Source organism: Dyadobacter ginsengisoli DSM 21015 (assembly GCF_059568735.1).
The window spans coordinates 55,773-71,974 of record NZ_JCANTY010000008.1 but is presented as its reverse complement, the minus strand read 5'-3'; the positions used below and the strand labels follow the sequence as shown (position 1 = coordinate 71,974).

Genomic DNA, 16,202 nt, shown 5'->3' with positions numbered 1-16,202 from the left:
GTGGATTTCAAAATGTAGTGCCCGGATGTCAATGGGCTATGATTTTTTTTACAGCAGATTGCCCTTCCGGGCCGATAAGGTGAATGAGGTAAATGCCGCCGGTAAGGTTGGGGCTAATGACAATTTCGGTCAGGCCTTCCCCCAACTTCTTTTCAAATACCTTTTTGCCGCTGTTTTCGATGACGGTCAAATTATCAAAAGTCTGATTCCCCCATTTCACGGTGATGCTATTATCCCGGGCGGGATTGGGGAAAACTCTAAACGGCTCTGTTTTGGGCGCTTCTCCCAGCACTTCACCGCCATTCAGGAGTATCACCGAAGTTACGGACATCGGAGGCAGCGTAAGGTTGAACACGTCCCCTGTGACGTTTACTTCAGATTTTTTCAGCGCATTCTGTGTATGGGAAACGAATGTCTCAGTCGCAGGGAGTTGCGACAAAGTGTATATCTCTGCGTTCCCAGCCAAAGGCATAAAATGACTCAGCTGCACTTTCACAGGCTGGCTCTGGTCCGGAGACCGGTTGATGAGTACCACCGTCATAGAATCCCTTGCGGCATTCACGCTGGGATAGGCCGATACCAGCGTTTCATTTCCCGACACCGCTTTCACCGAATTCCTCTGATTGTATCGGCTCAGCAGATGCAAAACCTCCCACATCCCGGCTTTCCACGACCAGGGCGTGAATATTTCGACGCCGTTCTTCATGAACTCTCCCAAAGTGGAGGCATACCAGACTGCTGTAACGGACGCCGATATACTGTCATCGATACCCGTTTCAGTCAACCCGAGGGTAACTCCGTGTCCTTCGCCCATGTATTGCGTGAGCCAGCCGGCACAGCGGGCGAAAATGTATTCCTGGGTAAGGCTGTTGTCATACCCGCCATTCATGGTTTTCACTCCATTGGCCTCGGGGAAGTTGTAGTTTCTGTCAAAAAACACGCGGTGGAGTTGCACCACATCTTCCGTTTTCCGGGTGGATGGATAAAAATGGATATCCAGCACATCCAGTAACCGCACGCCGCTTCTCTTCTGCTCGTCGGCAAGAGTTTTAATGAAGTATTCCAGCCAGGGGTAAGTCCTGCCGTTTTCGACAACAGGCTTACCGTCCCAGTTATACCATTGCCACTCGTTGGCCGTCACCGGCCCAACCAGCTTAATATCGGGGAACCGGGCCCTCGCTTTTTTGGCAAGTGTAATGTATCGCTGGATGAATTCCTGCGGTGTCACCTGCTTCGGCATCACATCGTCGTGGGTGCCCGACCAGATCTCCGGCTCGTTATCCATATTCCAGTACCGGATCCCCTCCCGCTTTAAGCCTATTCCCTTTGCTCCAAACCAATGATCGAGGATGGCGATGGAAGAGTCCGCATCCCATTTTTCAAGGTAAAGATCGATGTTTCCCTCCGTTTTCGCTTTGGTACCCGTTGCATTCGGGACACCGCCGCCAGCGAGGTTCTGGTTTACGCCTTCCCACCATTGTGAACGGTTGTAATCCCAGTCCGCAAAATTGCCCGAGGCCGTTTTCGCGGCATAACCCAGCAACTGAAAAGCCCACATGCCCTGGGCGGCCGGGAAATACTTTTGCAGGCTTTGTGCGGTCTGGTCCCAATTGTTGAAATACACATTGTTGTACCAGTCGGGATGGCTGCTGAGCTTTTTGCGCCAGTTGTATTTGGTACAATTATTGCCCCCGCTCTCCCGGAAAAATTGCACGCCTGCGTCCCGCAGCCTGACAAGATCTTCCTGAGGTAAAGTCCAGTTAGGGTCCGTAGATGAAAATGAATTATTGCGGCCGTACAGAAAAGGAGAGATCGCTTTCACCTCCGCTTCCGCATCTATCCCGATCATGATTTGAGCCGGGGAGATATGGGCAAGGAGCAAAAAAAACAGGGTTTTGTACATGCAAAAGCAATGTTTGATAACGAAATTTTTGTCAGCCCGGGTGAACAATGTCACCCTGAGCGCCGCGGCGGCCACTGCGGTCGAAGGGCATTGTGCGACGCCCTTCGGCTGCGCTCAGGGTGACATGTTATACACTCAGACTGACCTGTTGTACCTCAGAGTGATATTGCTCACTCAGGGTGACAAATTGCGCGATCATCAGGTCACACGCAACAACCATACCGGCTGTGAATCACTTCTTCACGATCCGGAAGTTGTCTACACTGCCATTGAAGGAGGCAATGGTCACATCCGGTGTGTTGAACGATACTTTCAGGTCAGTCACCTTGGACACATCCGCAATGGTCGCGCCCGCGGCGTTCTTAAATTCCGAAAGCTCGATCACAGCCGTTTTCCAGCCGTTGGTCTGATAACCCGCCGAGGCATACTCGGTCGAGTTCCAGGGCTGGAATGAATAATTGTACTCCTTTCCATCGGCACTGACGGTAATGTCGTATTTACCCGCTTTCCATGGTTCAGCAATGTTATGCTCGAACTTGAACTGCCTGTCGGCAGCTGCGCCTGCGGGTAATTTGAAATCAAAATAACAGGTTGAGAACACCCAGCCGTCGTTGTAGCCGGTAGCAGGCAATTTGGTTCCCTTAATTCTTGAAAACTTGCCCGAAATAGCCCCTGCGTCGGTTGCGGCGATGATCGGCGCACCTCCCCAGCACACCTCGGCGCCCCAGGTCGTTGCCGGTACATCGAAATTGATCATCTGCCCGGCGAGGTCGTTCATTTTGAAAGTAGTTTTAGCCGTACCAAACTCGCCCTCGACGGTAATGATATCGACAGCAGCCGTTGCCGGCATTTTGGCGGTGATCTGTTTCACGGTGCTGCTCACCACCTGCAATGCAGTTGTACCCACCTTCACCGATTTGATGTTATAGAAATAGTCGCCATTGATCACAACAGTTCCGCCGGGCTTTACAAACTCGGAATACAAACCCGAAATTACCGGCGTCGGCGCCGTGAGAACAAAGTCATAAGTCGCTTCACCACCTTTGGTCAGCACCTTTATTTTGTTCGAAACACCTGCGTCGACAGCCTTCGTTGGCGCATTGGGGGGGATGGTCAGGATGATATTCGAGTTACTGCCCAATGCGGAATTGAAACTCGCTTCGAAGTCATTGAAATACACTTTTAAAACACTCCCCAGGTTTTGACCCTGAATGACGATCAGGCTACCGGGCAATGCGCCATTGAGCGAGCTGTCGGCTTTCGTGGGATCGAGCAGGCGCACTTTACTAATGGTGGGCAGGCCGTCCATGTCGTCATCGTTACAGCTCTGGAACGACAGCAGCATACCTGCCGCCATCAAAAGTCCCAAACCTGTTTTGCATATGGCTTTAAAATTCATGTTGGTCATAGATTAGGGTTAGTCGACAATTTTGCTGAAATCAAATGCCACCGGCTCGTTTTTCAACGAAGGCGCATTCACGATCTCGCCTTCGGGAAATGGCAGGTACAATGTGTTGGCCGACAAGGGATAGTACTCCGCGGTGGAATATTCTACATTGTATTTTTTCGGATTGGTAGAACCCGCCACGTAGGTCATGGTATAATTCTCCTTATGCTGTGCCGCGGTATAGGCAATGGCCTTCGCAGGGTTGAAATAGAACCACCGCACAACCTCATTCCAGGAATTCCCTTCAAATACCGTTTCGATCCTTCTCTCTTTGAAAATATCTTCGAAGGTCAATGCCGTTTTACTTGGCATACCGGCCCTTTTGCGCACTGCATTAAAGTATTCCAATGCCTTGGCGTCGGAAGTAGTTGCATTATTGCCCAGTACCGCGTCCGCGTAAATGAGGTACACTTCGGCCAGGCGCAGCATGTACGAATTGATATTCGCCGACATAAATCCGCCCAAGCCGCCATTATCCGCAGGCGAGCCGATAATATACTTCTTAATAGCAGCTAATGCATCGGGTCTGGTATATTTCAAACCGCCGGAGGCTTTTTTGATATTGGGATAAACATCGCTATCGAACATCGCGATCGCCTTTCTGCGCAGAGAATCGGCCGGGTTCTCTGTGAAATATTTCACGAGATCAGCGGAAAGGCCCTGTGCAGCGCCCCAGCCGTCGCCGGTGCCGGTAATGTTTGCGTCGTAAGCAAAATAAGCCTGGAAGGAATTGTTGATCCCCCACGGACTGCTGATCGGCATCCATTGCAACGAGAAAAGGCTCTCCGGGTTGTTTTTAGACGAATTATTATTCGCGCTCTCAAACAGTTCCGCATAAGTCGCTGCCAGCGTGAGGCCGCTTTTGGTGATAACGCTCTCCGCATAATATTTAGCACTGTCCAGGTCCGACTGGTTACGGGTGCCGCTTTGGTTCAGTCCGGCGCGCATGAGATACATCCGCGCGAGCATTCCTTCGGCCGAATATCTGGTGAGACGTCCCTGATCGGCGGTCGCGGGCAGGTTGGTCGCGGCAAACCGGTAGTCCTGGATGAGCAGCTTCCAGACATCCTCAATGCGGTTACGCACCGGCGGCTGGTTAAGCTGAGCCACATTGTCGTACACAATGGGTACAGCGCCCCAGTTGGTCACCAGGTAATAGTAGGCCGTAGCACGCATGAAACGGCATTCGCCGAGCCCCTGCGCTTTCACAGCTGCCGAAGCAGTGCTTCCCTGCGCTTCCTTAATGGCCTTGTAGGCGTTGTTACTCTGCGCGATGATCTTGTAAAACGACTTGTAGCCCGGCAAAAGCGTACCCACGTCCGTCGAGGGGATCGCGTGCTTGATGTACGCCGTTCGGTCGTTGGAGTTCAGGTTACCCGCGCGGGCTTCCTGGAATGCCATATTGGCCTTGTCATTGAAATCGAACCACACGATGTTATACAACGGCGCGGTCCCGGCCAGGATTTCGTCATCGGTTTTGTAAAAATTACCCGAGGTAATGGCATCCAGCGGCGGACGATCGAGGAAGTCCTCGCTGCATCCTTGCATGAGCATCAGTGCTCCGATAGCCGCTATGAATCTGATTTTGAATTGCATATGGAAAATATTTTTAGATTGGTGTTGTATCAGCTGGTTCTGTCTCCTTAAAAATCAGCCAGTAAACCGAAAGAATACATGCGCACAGACGGGTAACGGCCCGTATCGATACCGGCCATGACCGTACCGCCGTAGTTGACCATACCGATCTCGGGATCATACCCTTTGTATTTGGTAATGGTAAACAGGTTCTGCGCACCGACAGATGCTTTCAAACCTCTGATGAAGAAGTCTTTCAGCATGGCTTTCGGGAAGTTGTAGCTGAGCGTGATGTTTTTCAGGCGTACGTAGGATCCGTCTTCGATGAAGTTGGTACTCATCCGGTTGTTGCCGTTGGGGTCGCCCGGCGCGATACGCGGGATAGTGTGGCCTGGGTTAGTAAGAGTCACAGTTTCAGCTGCGGCAGGATCGTAAGTGCTCGGTTTCGCATAGTTGGCCACCGACTTCCACTGATTTCCGAACACCCCTCCGTTACCCGGAATTTCGGCACGGTAGCGCGGGTAGTTCAGAATATCGTTCTTGAAGCTTCCGGTCAGGAATGCGTTCAGCTCGAAGTTCTTGTAGCTCATGTTGTTGTTGAAGCCCAATGTAAACTTCGGCCACGGGTTGCCGATGACCGTGCGGTCTTCTGCATCGATTACACCGTCGCCGTTCAGGTCGCGGAATTTGGTGTCACCTACCCACGTTCCTGTCGCCGGATTCACGGTCATCTGTCCGTTGGAAGTCTGGATCGCGTGGTTTTTGATGTCATTGGCATCCTGGAAAAGACCGTCAGCAATATAACCGGTGATCATACTGGCAGGCTGGCCCACTTCCGTTTTGAACCCTACGGAAGTCGCGTTCCAGATCGGCGTGATCGGGTTCAGGAGCGAGGTCACCTTGTTGCGGTCGAAAGACAGATTGATACCCGTTTTCCAGTAGAAACCGCCTTTATCGATATTCACGGTGTTCAATGTAAAGCCGACCCCGCGGTTCTTCATCGAACCGGCATTGACGGCCGGCCAGCTCAGGTAGCCCGGCGAATAGGCAATGTCACCTCCGTAAGTGAACGGATATGAATTCACGGTGATCAGGCTGGTAATGTTCTTGATATAGGCATCCACGATGAGCTCCACACGGTTGCTGAACATGTGCAAATCCAGACCTCCGTTGATCACATCATCTTTCTCCCAGGTCAGGAACTGATTGGCAAAGTTGGATGCCAGAAAGCCTGTCCCCCAGCCTGTCGGCACGGTTTGAAGCGTCGAGTAAATCGCATTACCACCGCTGCCCTGGTTACCGGAGCGACCGATTTCAAAACGCAGTTTCAGATCGTTGATCTCCTTCACATCTTTCAGAAAAGGCTCTTCCGACACCCGCCAAGCCACCGAGACAGCCGGGAAGTTACCCCATCGACGTCCGTCACGGAATGCCGACGAACCGTCCATCCGGTAAGTTCCCTGCAGGAAATAGCGTTCGTTGAAACTGTAATTCACACGGGCAAAGTACGACTCGCGGGAGCCCGAGCCCTTGCCACTGTTGTTGCTGACATTGGAGATCACCGACCCATCTCCGCCCGAAAGCTCCTCGATGGTGTTGGTAATGAATTTTTTACGGCTGGCGGTGAGGGATTCGTAGGTAAATGCCTGCGCCTCATGCCCGGCCATGATGTTCACGCCGTGTCTGCCCAATTTCAGATCGTAGGTCAACCGGCTGTGCAAGCTCCACCAGTTGTTGGTGTTCACCGAGCGCGTCGAAGCGGCTGCATCCTGCGACACCACATAACCGCCAATGGTGTAGGACGGGTGAAATGAGTAGTATTTCAAAAATTCGGCGCTACCGTTTGCTTCTGTATGCCAAACGAGGTTCTTAGCCAGTTTCACATCCGCAAAAAGGCTTCCCAGAATGGAAGTGCGGCGGTTATAGTCGTTGTAGATCTTCGAGATCATCACCGGGTTGGTGAACTGGAACTGCGTGGAGGTAGGCCCGCCCCAGCTGCCGTCGGGGTTGGTCACCGGCACGCTCGGGTTCTGGTCGAGTGCCAGCTGGATAATACCTCCGTTGTTGGTATTCACCTTTTCTTCGGTAATACCCACGCTCACGTTCGCACCGATTTTCAGCCAGCTGCGGGTCTGATTTTCCAGGTTTAAACGGCCATTGTAGCGTTTGAAACCGGATCCTTCCACAATACCTTTCTGGTTGAAATACTCTCCTGACAAATAGTAAGTGGATTTCTCGGTACCGCCGCTCAATCCCAGCGAATACTTTTGAAGGGTCGTTGGACGGAAAAGTGCGCTCTGCCAGTCGGTACCATTGCCCAGAACCGACGGGTCTGCAAACGCGGGCTCGGTGGTTGTCCCACCCACATCAGCCGCCTCGTTGCGGAACTGTGCATATTCGCGCAGGTTCATCACATCGATGTGCCTAGGCTCCGCCTGCACGGTAATGAGGGAGTTAAAGGTAACTTTGGCCTCTCCGGCCTTGCCACGCTTGGTGGTGATCATTACCACCCCGTTGGCGCCCACGGCCCCGTAGATGGCCGTGGCCGACGGTCCCTGCAAAACGTTGATCGTCTCGATGTCGTCGGGGTTGATACTCGACAGGATATTCGAGAAGCCGGTCGGACGGTTGTTCGGGTCGTCCTTCATATTGTCGGGCTTGATCTGCACGCCGTCGATCACATACAAAGGCTGTGTAGTACCGGTTAATGAGCTCAATCCGCGGATCAGAACCGAGGGTGCAGCACCGGGTTGTCCGGAGTTTTCCTGGACCATCACATTGGCAGCGCGACCTTGCAAACCCTGTTCGAGGGACGTATTGATGGTTTTGCTCAGGTCCTTACCCGAAACGGTCACCTGTGAGCTCGACACATCGGTTTTTTTCATTTCGCCATACCCTACCACCACAACTTCTTCCAGTGCGGAAATACTCTCCCTCAATTTGATATCGATTTTGGTTTTGTTTCCAACCGCCGCTTCCTGCGTCTCGTAACCGATGAAAGAAAACACCAATGTATTGCCCGAAGCTGCTTCTATGGAAAAGTGGCCATCCACATTGGTAGTCGTGCCATTGGACGTTCCCTTCACCACCACGCTCGCGCCCGGAACTGCGTCGCCGCGCTCCACTGACAGCACGGTACCCGTAATAACTCTTTTGGATTCAGTCTGAGCGAAGGCGCCGGTGGCGGCGCTCATCATCCCCAGTGATAGCAGGAGAGGTCGTAGCAACCCGGCCAGGAAATGGAAGCTCCGCTTTGCCCGCCTTGTTTCGTACAAATTTTGTTGCATGTTGTTTTGTTTTAAAAAGTGACTATTTGTTCTCCCGATTTAGACGATTCCGATATCGCAGGGCAGCGAACCTGACAATGGTACAAATCGAATGAATAGTTGGACAAATGTGCCTTATAAAATCATGCAGCAGGGGATCCAAATGTTTACAAATGGGGGGGCATTTGTAAACTCAAACAGAAAAAGAAGCTATTTTTTCGCCTTTTATTCCAGTTTAATCCTGACAATGTGAAGAAATGATTGAGCAAGTAATGAGCAGGCCGATGCGGAGCGATATGAGAGGATCAGGTTGATATATTGTATTATTCCATTTTTTCCTGCCGCTTGCGATACTCGGTCGGAAGCATTTTGAACTCCTCTTTGAAGAGCTTTGTGAAGTATTTGGGGTTGTTGAACCCGGTCTGATAGGCAATCTCCGAAATCGTGAGCTGGCTTTTTTCAAGCAGGCTTGCGCTCCGTTTCATGCGGATGATACGGATGAATTCAATGGGTGTTTTACCGGTCAGCGAAAGTATTTTTTTATACAAATACACCCGGCTCATCGACATCGCATCGCTGAGCTCTTCTACTGTGAACTCCGCATTGCCCAGATTGTCCTCCACCGCTTTGACAGCGCTGCTCACGAACTGCTCGTCCAGCGAACGGATGGCTACCTCACTCGGCCGTATTTCGACATGCTGCTGAAACTGCCGCTGCAACTGTTCCCGCTGACGGATCAGATTGGCCACCATGGCCTGCAAAATATCCAGTCTGAACGGCTTGGTCACATATGCATCAGCGCCCGTCTGGTAGCCCTGAATCTGTTGCTCGTCTTCGGCCCTGGCCGTCAGCAGCACGACAGGGATGTGGGAAATCCGGCGGTCGGTTTTGATGATGCGGCAAAGTTCGATGCCATCCATTTCCGGCATCATGACATCGCTCACGATCAGATCCGGGATGCGCTCCAATGTTAATTCCAGGACGGCTTTGCCATTAGGCGCATCGAGTATCTGATACTCTTGCTGGAAAACCTCTTTTAAATAAGCCCTGAATTCGTCATTATCCTCTACAAGCAGCACCACAGGCCGGTTTTTGCCGGTTTTTTCAATGGGCAGATCAATTTCAATGGCTGCCCGATTTACAAAAATACCTTCGGCAGATATTCCCGGCACCACCCGCGCGGGGCTCTCATGCAGCGGCAGTGTGACCGTGAAAGTACTCCCTTTTCCGACGCTACTCTCCAGATCAATAGCGCCGCCATGCATTTTGACGAACTCGCCGACGATCGAAAGACCGATTCCACTTCCCTGGTTCATGATGTGATCCGGTGTCGGATGCTGGTAAAAACGCTCGAAAACCTTTGCCTGCGCCTCCGGGGGAATACCGATCCCTGAATCTTCTACCCTGATTTCCAGCAGATCGTCATATCCCTCGCGACGGGTTACGTCCAGGTGAACTGTCACCTGACCGTTTTCCGGGGTAAATTTGAACGCATTGGACAGCAGGTTGTACATCACTTTGGATAGCTTATCCTGATCAAAATCTGCATAGCGTGAGGTTACATTGCTCTCAAACCGGTACCGGATGTGCTTATGCTCCGAAAGATCCGAGAATGTCTGCGCGATCTGCCTCACGAATTGCACAACATCGCCGCGTTCGGGACGGAACTGAGTCTCCTCCACTTCCAGCTTTTTGAAATCGAGCATTTGGGTGACGAGGTTGAACAGCCGTTTTGCATTGCGGTGTACCAGTGAGAGCTGTTTATGTACGGCGTGGTCGGTCTGGATGCTTTTCAGCAGGTTTTCCAATGGTGTCAGTATCAGGGTCAGCGGCGTGCGGAACTCGTGACTTACATTGGTAAAGAACTTAATCTTCATCATGTCGAGCTCATGCATTTGCTGGGCATAACGCCGCTCCTGTTCGAGCCTGAAATTCATCCGTTCCCGTTCGATGAGTATCCAGCGCGCAGCCATTAATGCGCCGATCACGAGCAGCAAATAGGCGAGATAAGCCCAGGGTGTCCGCCAGAAAGGCGGCAGTATCCTCACTTCCAGGCGCCGTTCTGTCGAAATACTCCCTTCCTTCATTTTTACTCTGAAAACATAGGTTCCGGGATCGAGGTTGGTGTAGGTTGCCTTTCTTGTGTTATCGGCCTCAAACCATTGGTCATTAAATCCTTCCAGCGTATACAGGTAATGGTTTTTCTCAGGATGCAGGAAATTCAGGGCGGCGAATTCGATGGAAAAGACATTTTGGCTGTGTTCCAGCACGATACGGTCGGTCGACGATATCGATCTTTCCAGCACCGGATCCCCGTTCACAAGCTCGCCGGGCCTGATGCTCTTATTGAAGATCTGAAAGTCGGTGAGCATGATCTGTGATGCTACGGGCTCATCAGCGATCCGTTTCGGGTCGAATATAGAAAAGCCGTTGGCACCGCCAAAAACGAGATCACCGGAGCCAAGCCGCAGCGCCGCATTCTCGTTGAACCCGCGCCCCTGCAAACCATCCACTTCGTTGTAAGTACGTACCTGAAATGCCATGGGTACGCCCCCTGCCCTTTTGGTAATCCGCACGTGAGCCAGGCCCTTGGATGTGCCTAGCCAAAGATTTTGCTGGTCATCCAAGACCAGGCTCAGAACCGCATTATCAGGCAATCCGTGCCGTGTGTTATACGCTACAAATGCATTCCGTTTGGCATCATACCGGTTGAGGCCTTCGGATGTGCCGATCCAGATATTTCCGAAACGGTCCTGCGCCAGCGCCGTCACCCCGTCGTCGCTCAGGCTGCCGGGATCACCGACGCGGTAACTGTAATGTACAAAGCGTCCCGTTTCACGCATCAGCACGTCGATCCCATTGGCGGTACCAATCCAGAGGTTACCCAGCCGGTCTTCCATCATAGCCGAAATATAGTCGGAGTTTACCGAGTTGGGGGCCAGTCGCTGGTAATGCCGGAACGTCTTTTTCGCCCTGTCGAGCAGGTCGAGCCCGTCGGCCATTGTACCCACCCAAAGCCGCCTCCCTGAGTCTTCGAAGATCTCCCAGACGCGGTCGTCGATCAGGCTTGTGGAATCGGCCGGATCGTGCAGGAAGCGGGTAAATGCCTTTCCATCGAACCTGTTCAGGCCCCCGAAATAGGTACCGATCCAAAGCACATCGCTCCGGTCCAGGAACAGGCTCACGATCACGTCGTTACTCAGGCTCCCCCGATCACCCGGTATATTCCGGAACTGCCGGAATGTATTGTTTTTCCGGTTGTAATGGATCAATCCCTGCCCGTTGGTACCGATCCAGAGGTTCCCCTTCCGGTCTTCTGTAAATACATTCACATCATCGAAAGGCAGACTTCCCGGGTTGCCCGGTGAATGCCTGATGAGCGAAAATTTGAATATGTTCTTGTGGTAATTACAAAAGCCCTTTTTGAACGTGCCAGCCCAGATCATACCCGTTGCATCCTTGTACAGCGACTGGATGCTGTTCTGGCTGATGGTCCTGGGGTCGCTTTGGTCGGACAGCAAAGTGGTGACTGTACCGCGTTTTTTGTCCAGTATATTGATTCCCCCGTGGTCCGTACCGATCCAGATACGCCCATCCGGACCTGAGATCATTGCACTGACCGCATTGTTGCTCAGCCTGAAATCCGGCCCTGCCGTACCCGCATTATGTAAGGTATTATTTTTTAAATCAAAATAGAAAGCGCCCAGCGCCGCCTTGACGACGTACACCCAGGGTTCGCCATCATCATCCACAAAAACTTTGTGATTAGACAGATTGCCCAGGTTCCGGTGCTGCAACAATGCACTTTGCGCATCGATCCTGTACGTATGAGCATCTACACGGGCGAGGAAACCGTCGTCACAAACCACCCAGAGGTTGCCCTGCGCATCCTCGTCGAAATCAGATATGGTACGCTGACCGCCCCCCGCCGAACCGGCTAATGGACTGAATCGCACTTTAACCAGCCGTTTGGAGCTGGCGAGGTATTTGAGTAGCCCCAGCTTGTTGTGATTGATCCAGTAATCGCCCGACCGCGTCCGGATAATGCGGCTGAAATTGGCATCCGGAAGTCCAAAACGCCTCGCCGCCCGGTTTGCATTGTGATCGATACTTTCTGTAGCCGGGTCATAAATGTCAAACCCCGCCCGGTTGCTGATCCAGATAGAACCATCCGGACCTTCAAACACGGCATTGATCTGATGGTCGGAAATACTGGTGGAGTCCTTCGGGTCATGTTTGAAAACCCTGAACGAATACCCATCGAAACGGTTGAGGCCGTTGGCTGTTCCTATCCAGACAAATCCGCGACTGTCTTTAAAGAAACAGTTGACCTGGTTATGCGACAGGCCTTTTTCCGTACTGTAACGGACAAACTGATACGTTGTCGCCTGCGCGAAACCATTTCCGGCACGTGTGAGGATACACGTCACAACAACACAAAAGCTCAGAAGCCAACTTTTCATCGGTTGAAAATACAGCTTTATCGCGTTTCATGAAACTGACGCAGGCAAATGCGCTGGTAACGGAAAATCACACTCCGGGTCGTCAACACCTGGAGTGATCATCTGCTCACTTGATTTGAAGAATGGTTTTTTTCTTAATAACCGCTTCATTTTGATCAACCGCGGAAGCGAGAACCTCAAATGTGCCTTTTACTCTTTATTACTTTTTGAGATGCTAAATCGCTTCAAGGAAACCTGCCGAAGCAAAGCCATCAATCTGGCCATCTCCTTCGACATCCACCTGAGCCCAGTCTTCAATTGTTTTTATCACGAACACAATTTGTCCCGGGCTGAGGGCATTAATTACCTCGAATTGCTTGCCAGGCCCTTCCCTGAGGCGCAATCCGCTCCTGGCGATTACCCGGTGCCGTACGCCGGCGACGTGCGCAGCTGCCACGACGTTTTCAGTAGTATCGTCGTCGACGGTAAATGCGCCAAAACCATCCCGCAACTCATTCATTTCATTGAAATCGACCCCTATGCCGCAGAGCGTCGTTGCCGGCGCTTTTTGAAGCAGATCATATGTCCTGTTCGTTATGGCTGCGGCGGTCCCCCTGAACCCACGGGACATCGACAGCCACGTTCGTTCAATCAGCCCCTTGGCACTAAGTGTGCCGCATACTAATCCTGATCCGTAGGCACCCACATGATATTCCGGATTCCCAAGGCTTTCTGCGTCAAATGCGCTCTTTACTCCTTCAAAATAAGGAATGATGCTGCTCTCAATTTCGCTTTTACTTGCATCGAAATCGACACTGAAATAAATGGTCGATCCGGTCGGCTGCCCGATGCTGTTCTGCGCCAGCTGATAGGCTCTCCTACCCGCCGCTAAACCTTTCACGTGCGAAAAATCCGCGATCTGGTTTTGCCGTTGTTGAAATACAACTGCAATCCTGAGTCCATTAGCCGAAAGAGCCTGCGCCTCTGCCAACGTCAGACATTTTTGCGGAAATATCCTCGAATTGGAGAAATTGTAATAACGGATCACGGTTGTGACGCTACTGGAAAGCAGACAGGGTATTTTGGATACCGTGTTGAAGGGGGTGTCTATTATACTCATCTTTCTTCGGCTTATGATTGACCTGATATGTTAAAACCTACTTTTTTACCCCTGACTCTCGTCCGGATTCAACAGAATTTCAAGTCTTCTCGAATTAGGATCTGTTCCAATTTCGATGTTTTGCTCAAAACTAAAAGCAGTGGGTTCGCCTCCATCAGTATCCGGCATATTCCCCGCAACGGCCAACGGATTCTGGGTTGCTGCCGCTTCCGCTTCTACAAGCGGAATACTCAAAAATGCTTTTAGGACGTACGAACCTGGTTTTACCTGCGAGGCTATAAAGTCCCCTCCCTGGTCATCTTCCGTTTTTGCGAACTTGTAAGCAACCAGGCCATTCCTGATTAACACCGTAATCGTCTTATCCAGGAATTTTTCATTGATGTCATTTAGTGTCTCTGTCGAGACCGCAGTTGGGTTGACGCGCACAACCAACGACACATCTTCCGCGGAGGCGGGCATTGGGGTATCTGCCTGTGTGGATGTTACGCTTTTGGGCTTGGTGGTATCGAAAGGCAGAAGAATATCCTTGAGCCGTTCGAGGAACATCATCAGGCGCCCGGAATAAAACCCGGCGACAAATGAAAAGAACAGCATTCCTTTACCCGCCTCAATGTCCACCATGGAGTTATTTTCCCCTTGCATAACATGATAGGCAAAGATGATTACCAGCGTAGTCAGTGGCGCGTACAGGAGTTTGGCAAATTGATAGGCAACATCTGAAGGCTTGTAACTTCCTTCGGTATTATCGTCGCGGGTAGCGGTGCTCACTATATAAAGCAGGCTGGCCAACACGCCGAACATACTCCAGAAAATCACCTCCCAATACGCAGGACCTCCTATCAGCCAGAAATAGGACCTCACCCTGAACCGCTGTTCCAGCAAAAATCCAACGCATACGTCCGCCGGTAACTTCATCAATATGTTTTTGATGTGCGCTAACTGTTCTTCATCCAAGCTGCCCAAGCGCTTGGCATTGGTTTGGGATTTCGCCTTATCAACCGTCGAATCCATATTGAAAATGCCGCTTCCCAATTCATTGGTCAGATATTCTATGGCCAGATCAATACGGTCCTCCTTTGGTGGCTGATGGATGTCGACTTTTGTGGTCAGCGGTGGTTGTGGCTGCTTTACAGCTGGTGAAGCAACCTCATTTTTGCGCTCCTTGGTTTTTCCGGCAGTATCAGGTACCGCTGCTACGGCAACCTGCTTTTGAGAAACCACCGGAGCTTTTCCTGCCGGTGTTTCTTTTGCTTTTTGTCTGTTGGGAATTGTATCGGGAACTGCCAAACTCTGATTTAGAAAAATATAGTTTAGCGTTTGCACGCGGTTTTCGTTCAGTTGGATCGTCTCCCAACCGTACCGGTCCTGGAAATTGAATATTTTCCTGCTATGTAGTAACAGGTAGAAACCTACGAGGGTTAGCAGCGAAAAAGCCAAAAAGGTAAGCCAGCGAAACGGGCGGTCCCAATATGATGCCTCAAGGAGGTCTGTCAGCCTGGTCAGGGAAAAAGAACGTTTTGTTGCCATTGCGGTAGAGGGAGAGGATTATTATTGTAAGTATATGTCGGCTACCCACTCCTCACGGATCGGGTCAATTTTGGACCAGCCGTCAAGCGTGAGGTAAACATGAACCACCGTGTCCTTTCGCAACTGCCTTAAAACCGAAAAGGTAGTTCCCCGCCCCGATCTCACGTTGAGAAGAGAGCCATTGACCGTCTTGGAAACGGCATTCGGCACCGGTGCATTTGGCTGCCCATCCTGCACCGGCGGAGCCGGCTGATTGACAGCTGCCTGAACTAACGGCAGAAAGTGGTTCAGCGCATCGATGACTCTGTTACCTCCAAAAAAATTAGTTCCCGGACAGGATTTCTGAAGCTTTTGGGCCTGGACTTTGCCCTCATTGACAAAGCTGTCCGGGAATCGACGCCCATTCCCGTCAAACCAGTGATGGTAAACTACATGCTGGATCGTGACAGGTAACTGGAATTTACGGCATAGGATCGCGTTGCAGTGAATAATAGCCTCCTTGTGTTCCTCGGTCATATTATCCGCCCCGAAATCAAAAAAACCGACATGTTCGAGGCAAATCCCAAACTTATTTGCCCCGAAAATACCCGCAGGCATAATGTCAATAGGTCGGCAGAGGGCAATGGTACCGTCAGGAAAAGTCGTGATGTTTTGCCCTATCTGGCTCCAACCTCGGTCATTCATGTGGGATTGTTCCATTCCATTCAGTACGGGCAGGTAATTTTTGGTGGTATTAGAAAAACTGGCGTAAGACGGTCGGAAGGTGTGATGATTCTGGATAGCCGTAACCCTTCGGTTAAAAGTCGACTGATCGACATACGTCTGAAATTCACTGATGGTTCGAAAAATGGAGAATTCTCCCGGTCTGCGTGACATCGCTGATAGAGTTGGATGGGTGGTTGTGACTGGAATGGAATTACGG

Annotated in this window: 8 protein-coding genes; all 8 read right to left on the bottom strand. The window is 51.3% G+C overall.

Annotation, left to right across the window (positions count from 1 at the left end; all coding sequences use genetic code 11):
* Positions 1-28: 28 nt before the first annotated feature.
* The 8 genes from BP71_RS27940 to BP71_RS27905 all read right to left on the bottom strand — a co-directional run bounded on the left by BP71_RS27940 (position 29) and on the right by BP71_RS27905 (position 16,156).
* The gene (locus BP71_RS27940; protein WP_496384876.1) at positions 29-1,903 is read right to left on the bottom strand and encodes a glycoside hydrolase family 44 protein; all 1,875 of its coding nucleotides are present in this window, start codon (positions 1,901-1,903) and stop codon (positions 29-31) included.
* Between the two features lie 232 nt (positions 1,904-2,135).
* The gene (locus BP71_RS27935; protein ID WP_496384875.1) at positions 2,136-3,302 is read right to left on the bottom strand and encodes a glycan-binding surface protein; all 1,167 of its coding nucleotides are present in this window, start codon (positions 3,300-3,302) and stop codon (positions 2,136-2,138) included.
* A gap of 18 nt (positions 3,303-3,320) precedes the next feature.
* Positions 3,321-4,946 (bottom strand): RagB/SusD family nutrient uptake outer membrane protein, encoded by a 1,626-nt coding sequence (locus BP71_RS27930; protein ID WP_496384874.1) that lies wholly within the window; start codon positions 4,944-4,946, stop codon positions 3,321-3,323.
* 47 nt (positions 4,947-4,993) lie between these two features.
* Complete coding sequence (locus tag BP71_RS27925) at positions 4,994-8,212, bottom strand: SusC/RagA family TonB-linked outer membrane protein (protein ID WP_496384873.1); 3,219 nt, start codon at positions 8,210-8,212, stop codon at positions 4,994-4,996.
* A gap of 302 nt (positions 8,213-8,514) precedes the next feature.
* Positions 8,515-12,654 (bottom strand): hybrid sensor histidine kinase/response regulator transcription factor, encoded by a 4,140-nt coding sequence (locus BP71_RS27920; protein ID WP_496384871.1) that lies wholly within the window; start codon positions 12,652-12,654, stop codon positions 8,515-8,517.
* A 214-nt stretch (positions 12,655-12,868) separates the two neighbouring features.
* Complete coding sequence (locus BP71_RS27915) at positions 12,869-13,753, bottom strand: glycoside hydrolase domain-containing protein (protein ID WP_496384870.1); 885 nt, start codon at positions 13,751-13,753, stop codon at positions 12,869-12,871.
* 45 nt (positions 13,754-13,798) lie between these two features.
* A complete protein-coding gene (locus BP71_RS27910; RefSeq protein WP_496384869.1) occupies positions 13,799-15,280 on the bottom strand; it encodes a hypothetical protein in 1,482 nt (493 codons plus the stop codon).
* 21 nt (positions 15,281-15,301) lie between these two features.
* On the bottom strand, positions 15,302-16,156 hold the full coding sequence (locus BP71_RS27905) for an N-acetylmuramoyl-L-alanine amidase (RefSeq protein ID WP_496384868.1): 855 nt from the start codon (positions 16,154-16,156) through the stop codon (positions 15,302-15,304).
* Positions 16,157-16,202: the final 46 nt, after the last annotated feature.

Excerpts from the sequence above, each read along its gene's own strand:
- BP71_RS27940 (WP_496384876.1), bottom strand. The coding sequence starts at position 1,903 with ATGTACAAAACCCTGTTTTTTTTGCTCCTTGCCCATATCTCCCCGGCT.
- BP71_RS27935 (WP_496384875.1), bottom strand. The coding sequence starts at position 3,302 with ATGAATTTTAAAGCCATATGCAAAACAGGTTTGGGACTTTTGATGGCG.
- BP71_RS27930 (WP_496384874.1), bottom strand. The coding sequence starts at position 4,946 with ATGCAATTCAAAATCAGATTCATAGCGGCTATCGGAGCACTGATGCTC.
- BP71_RS27925 (WP_496384873.1), bottom strand. The coding sequence starts at position 8,212 with ATGCAACAAAATTTGTACGAAACAAGGCGGGCAAAGCGGAGCTTCCAT.
- BP71_RS27920 (WP_496384871.1), bottom strand. The coding sequence starts at position 12,654 with ATGAAAAGTTGGCTTCTGAGCTTTTGTGTTGTTGTGACGTGTATCCTC.
- BP71_RS27915 (WP_496384870.1), bottom strand. The coding sequence starts at position 13,753 with ATGAGTATAATAGACACCCCCTTCAACACGGTATCCAAAATACCCTGT.
- BP71_RS27910 (WP_496384869.1), bottom strand. The coding sequence starts at position 15,280 with ATGGCAACAAAACGTTCTTTTTCCCTGACCAGGCTGACAGACCTCCTT.
- BP71_RS27905 (WP_496384868.1), bottom strand. The coding sequence starts at position 16,156 with ATGTCACGCAGACCGGGAGAATTCTCCATTTTTCGAACCATCAGTGAA.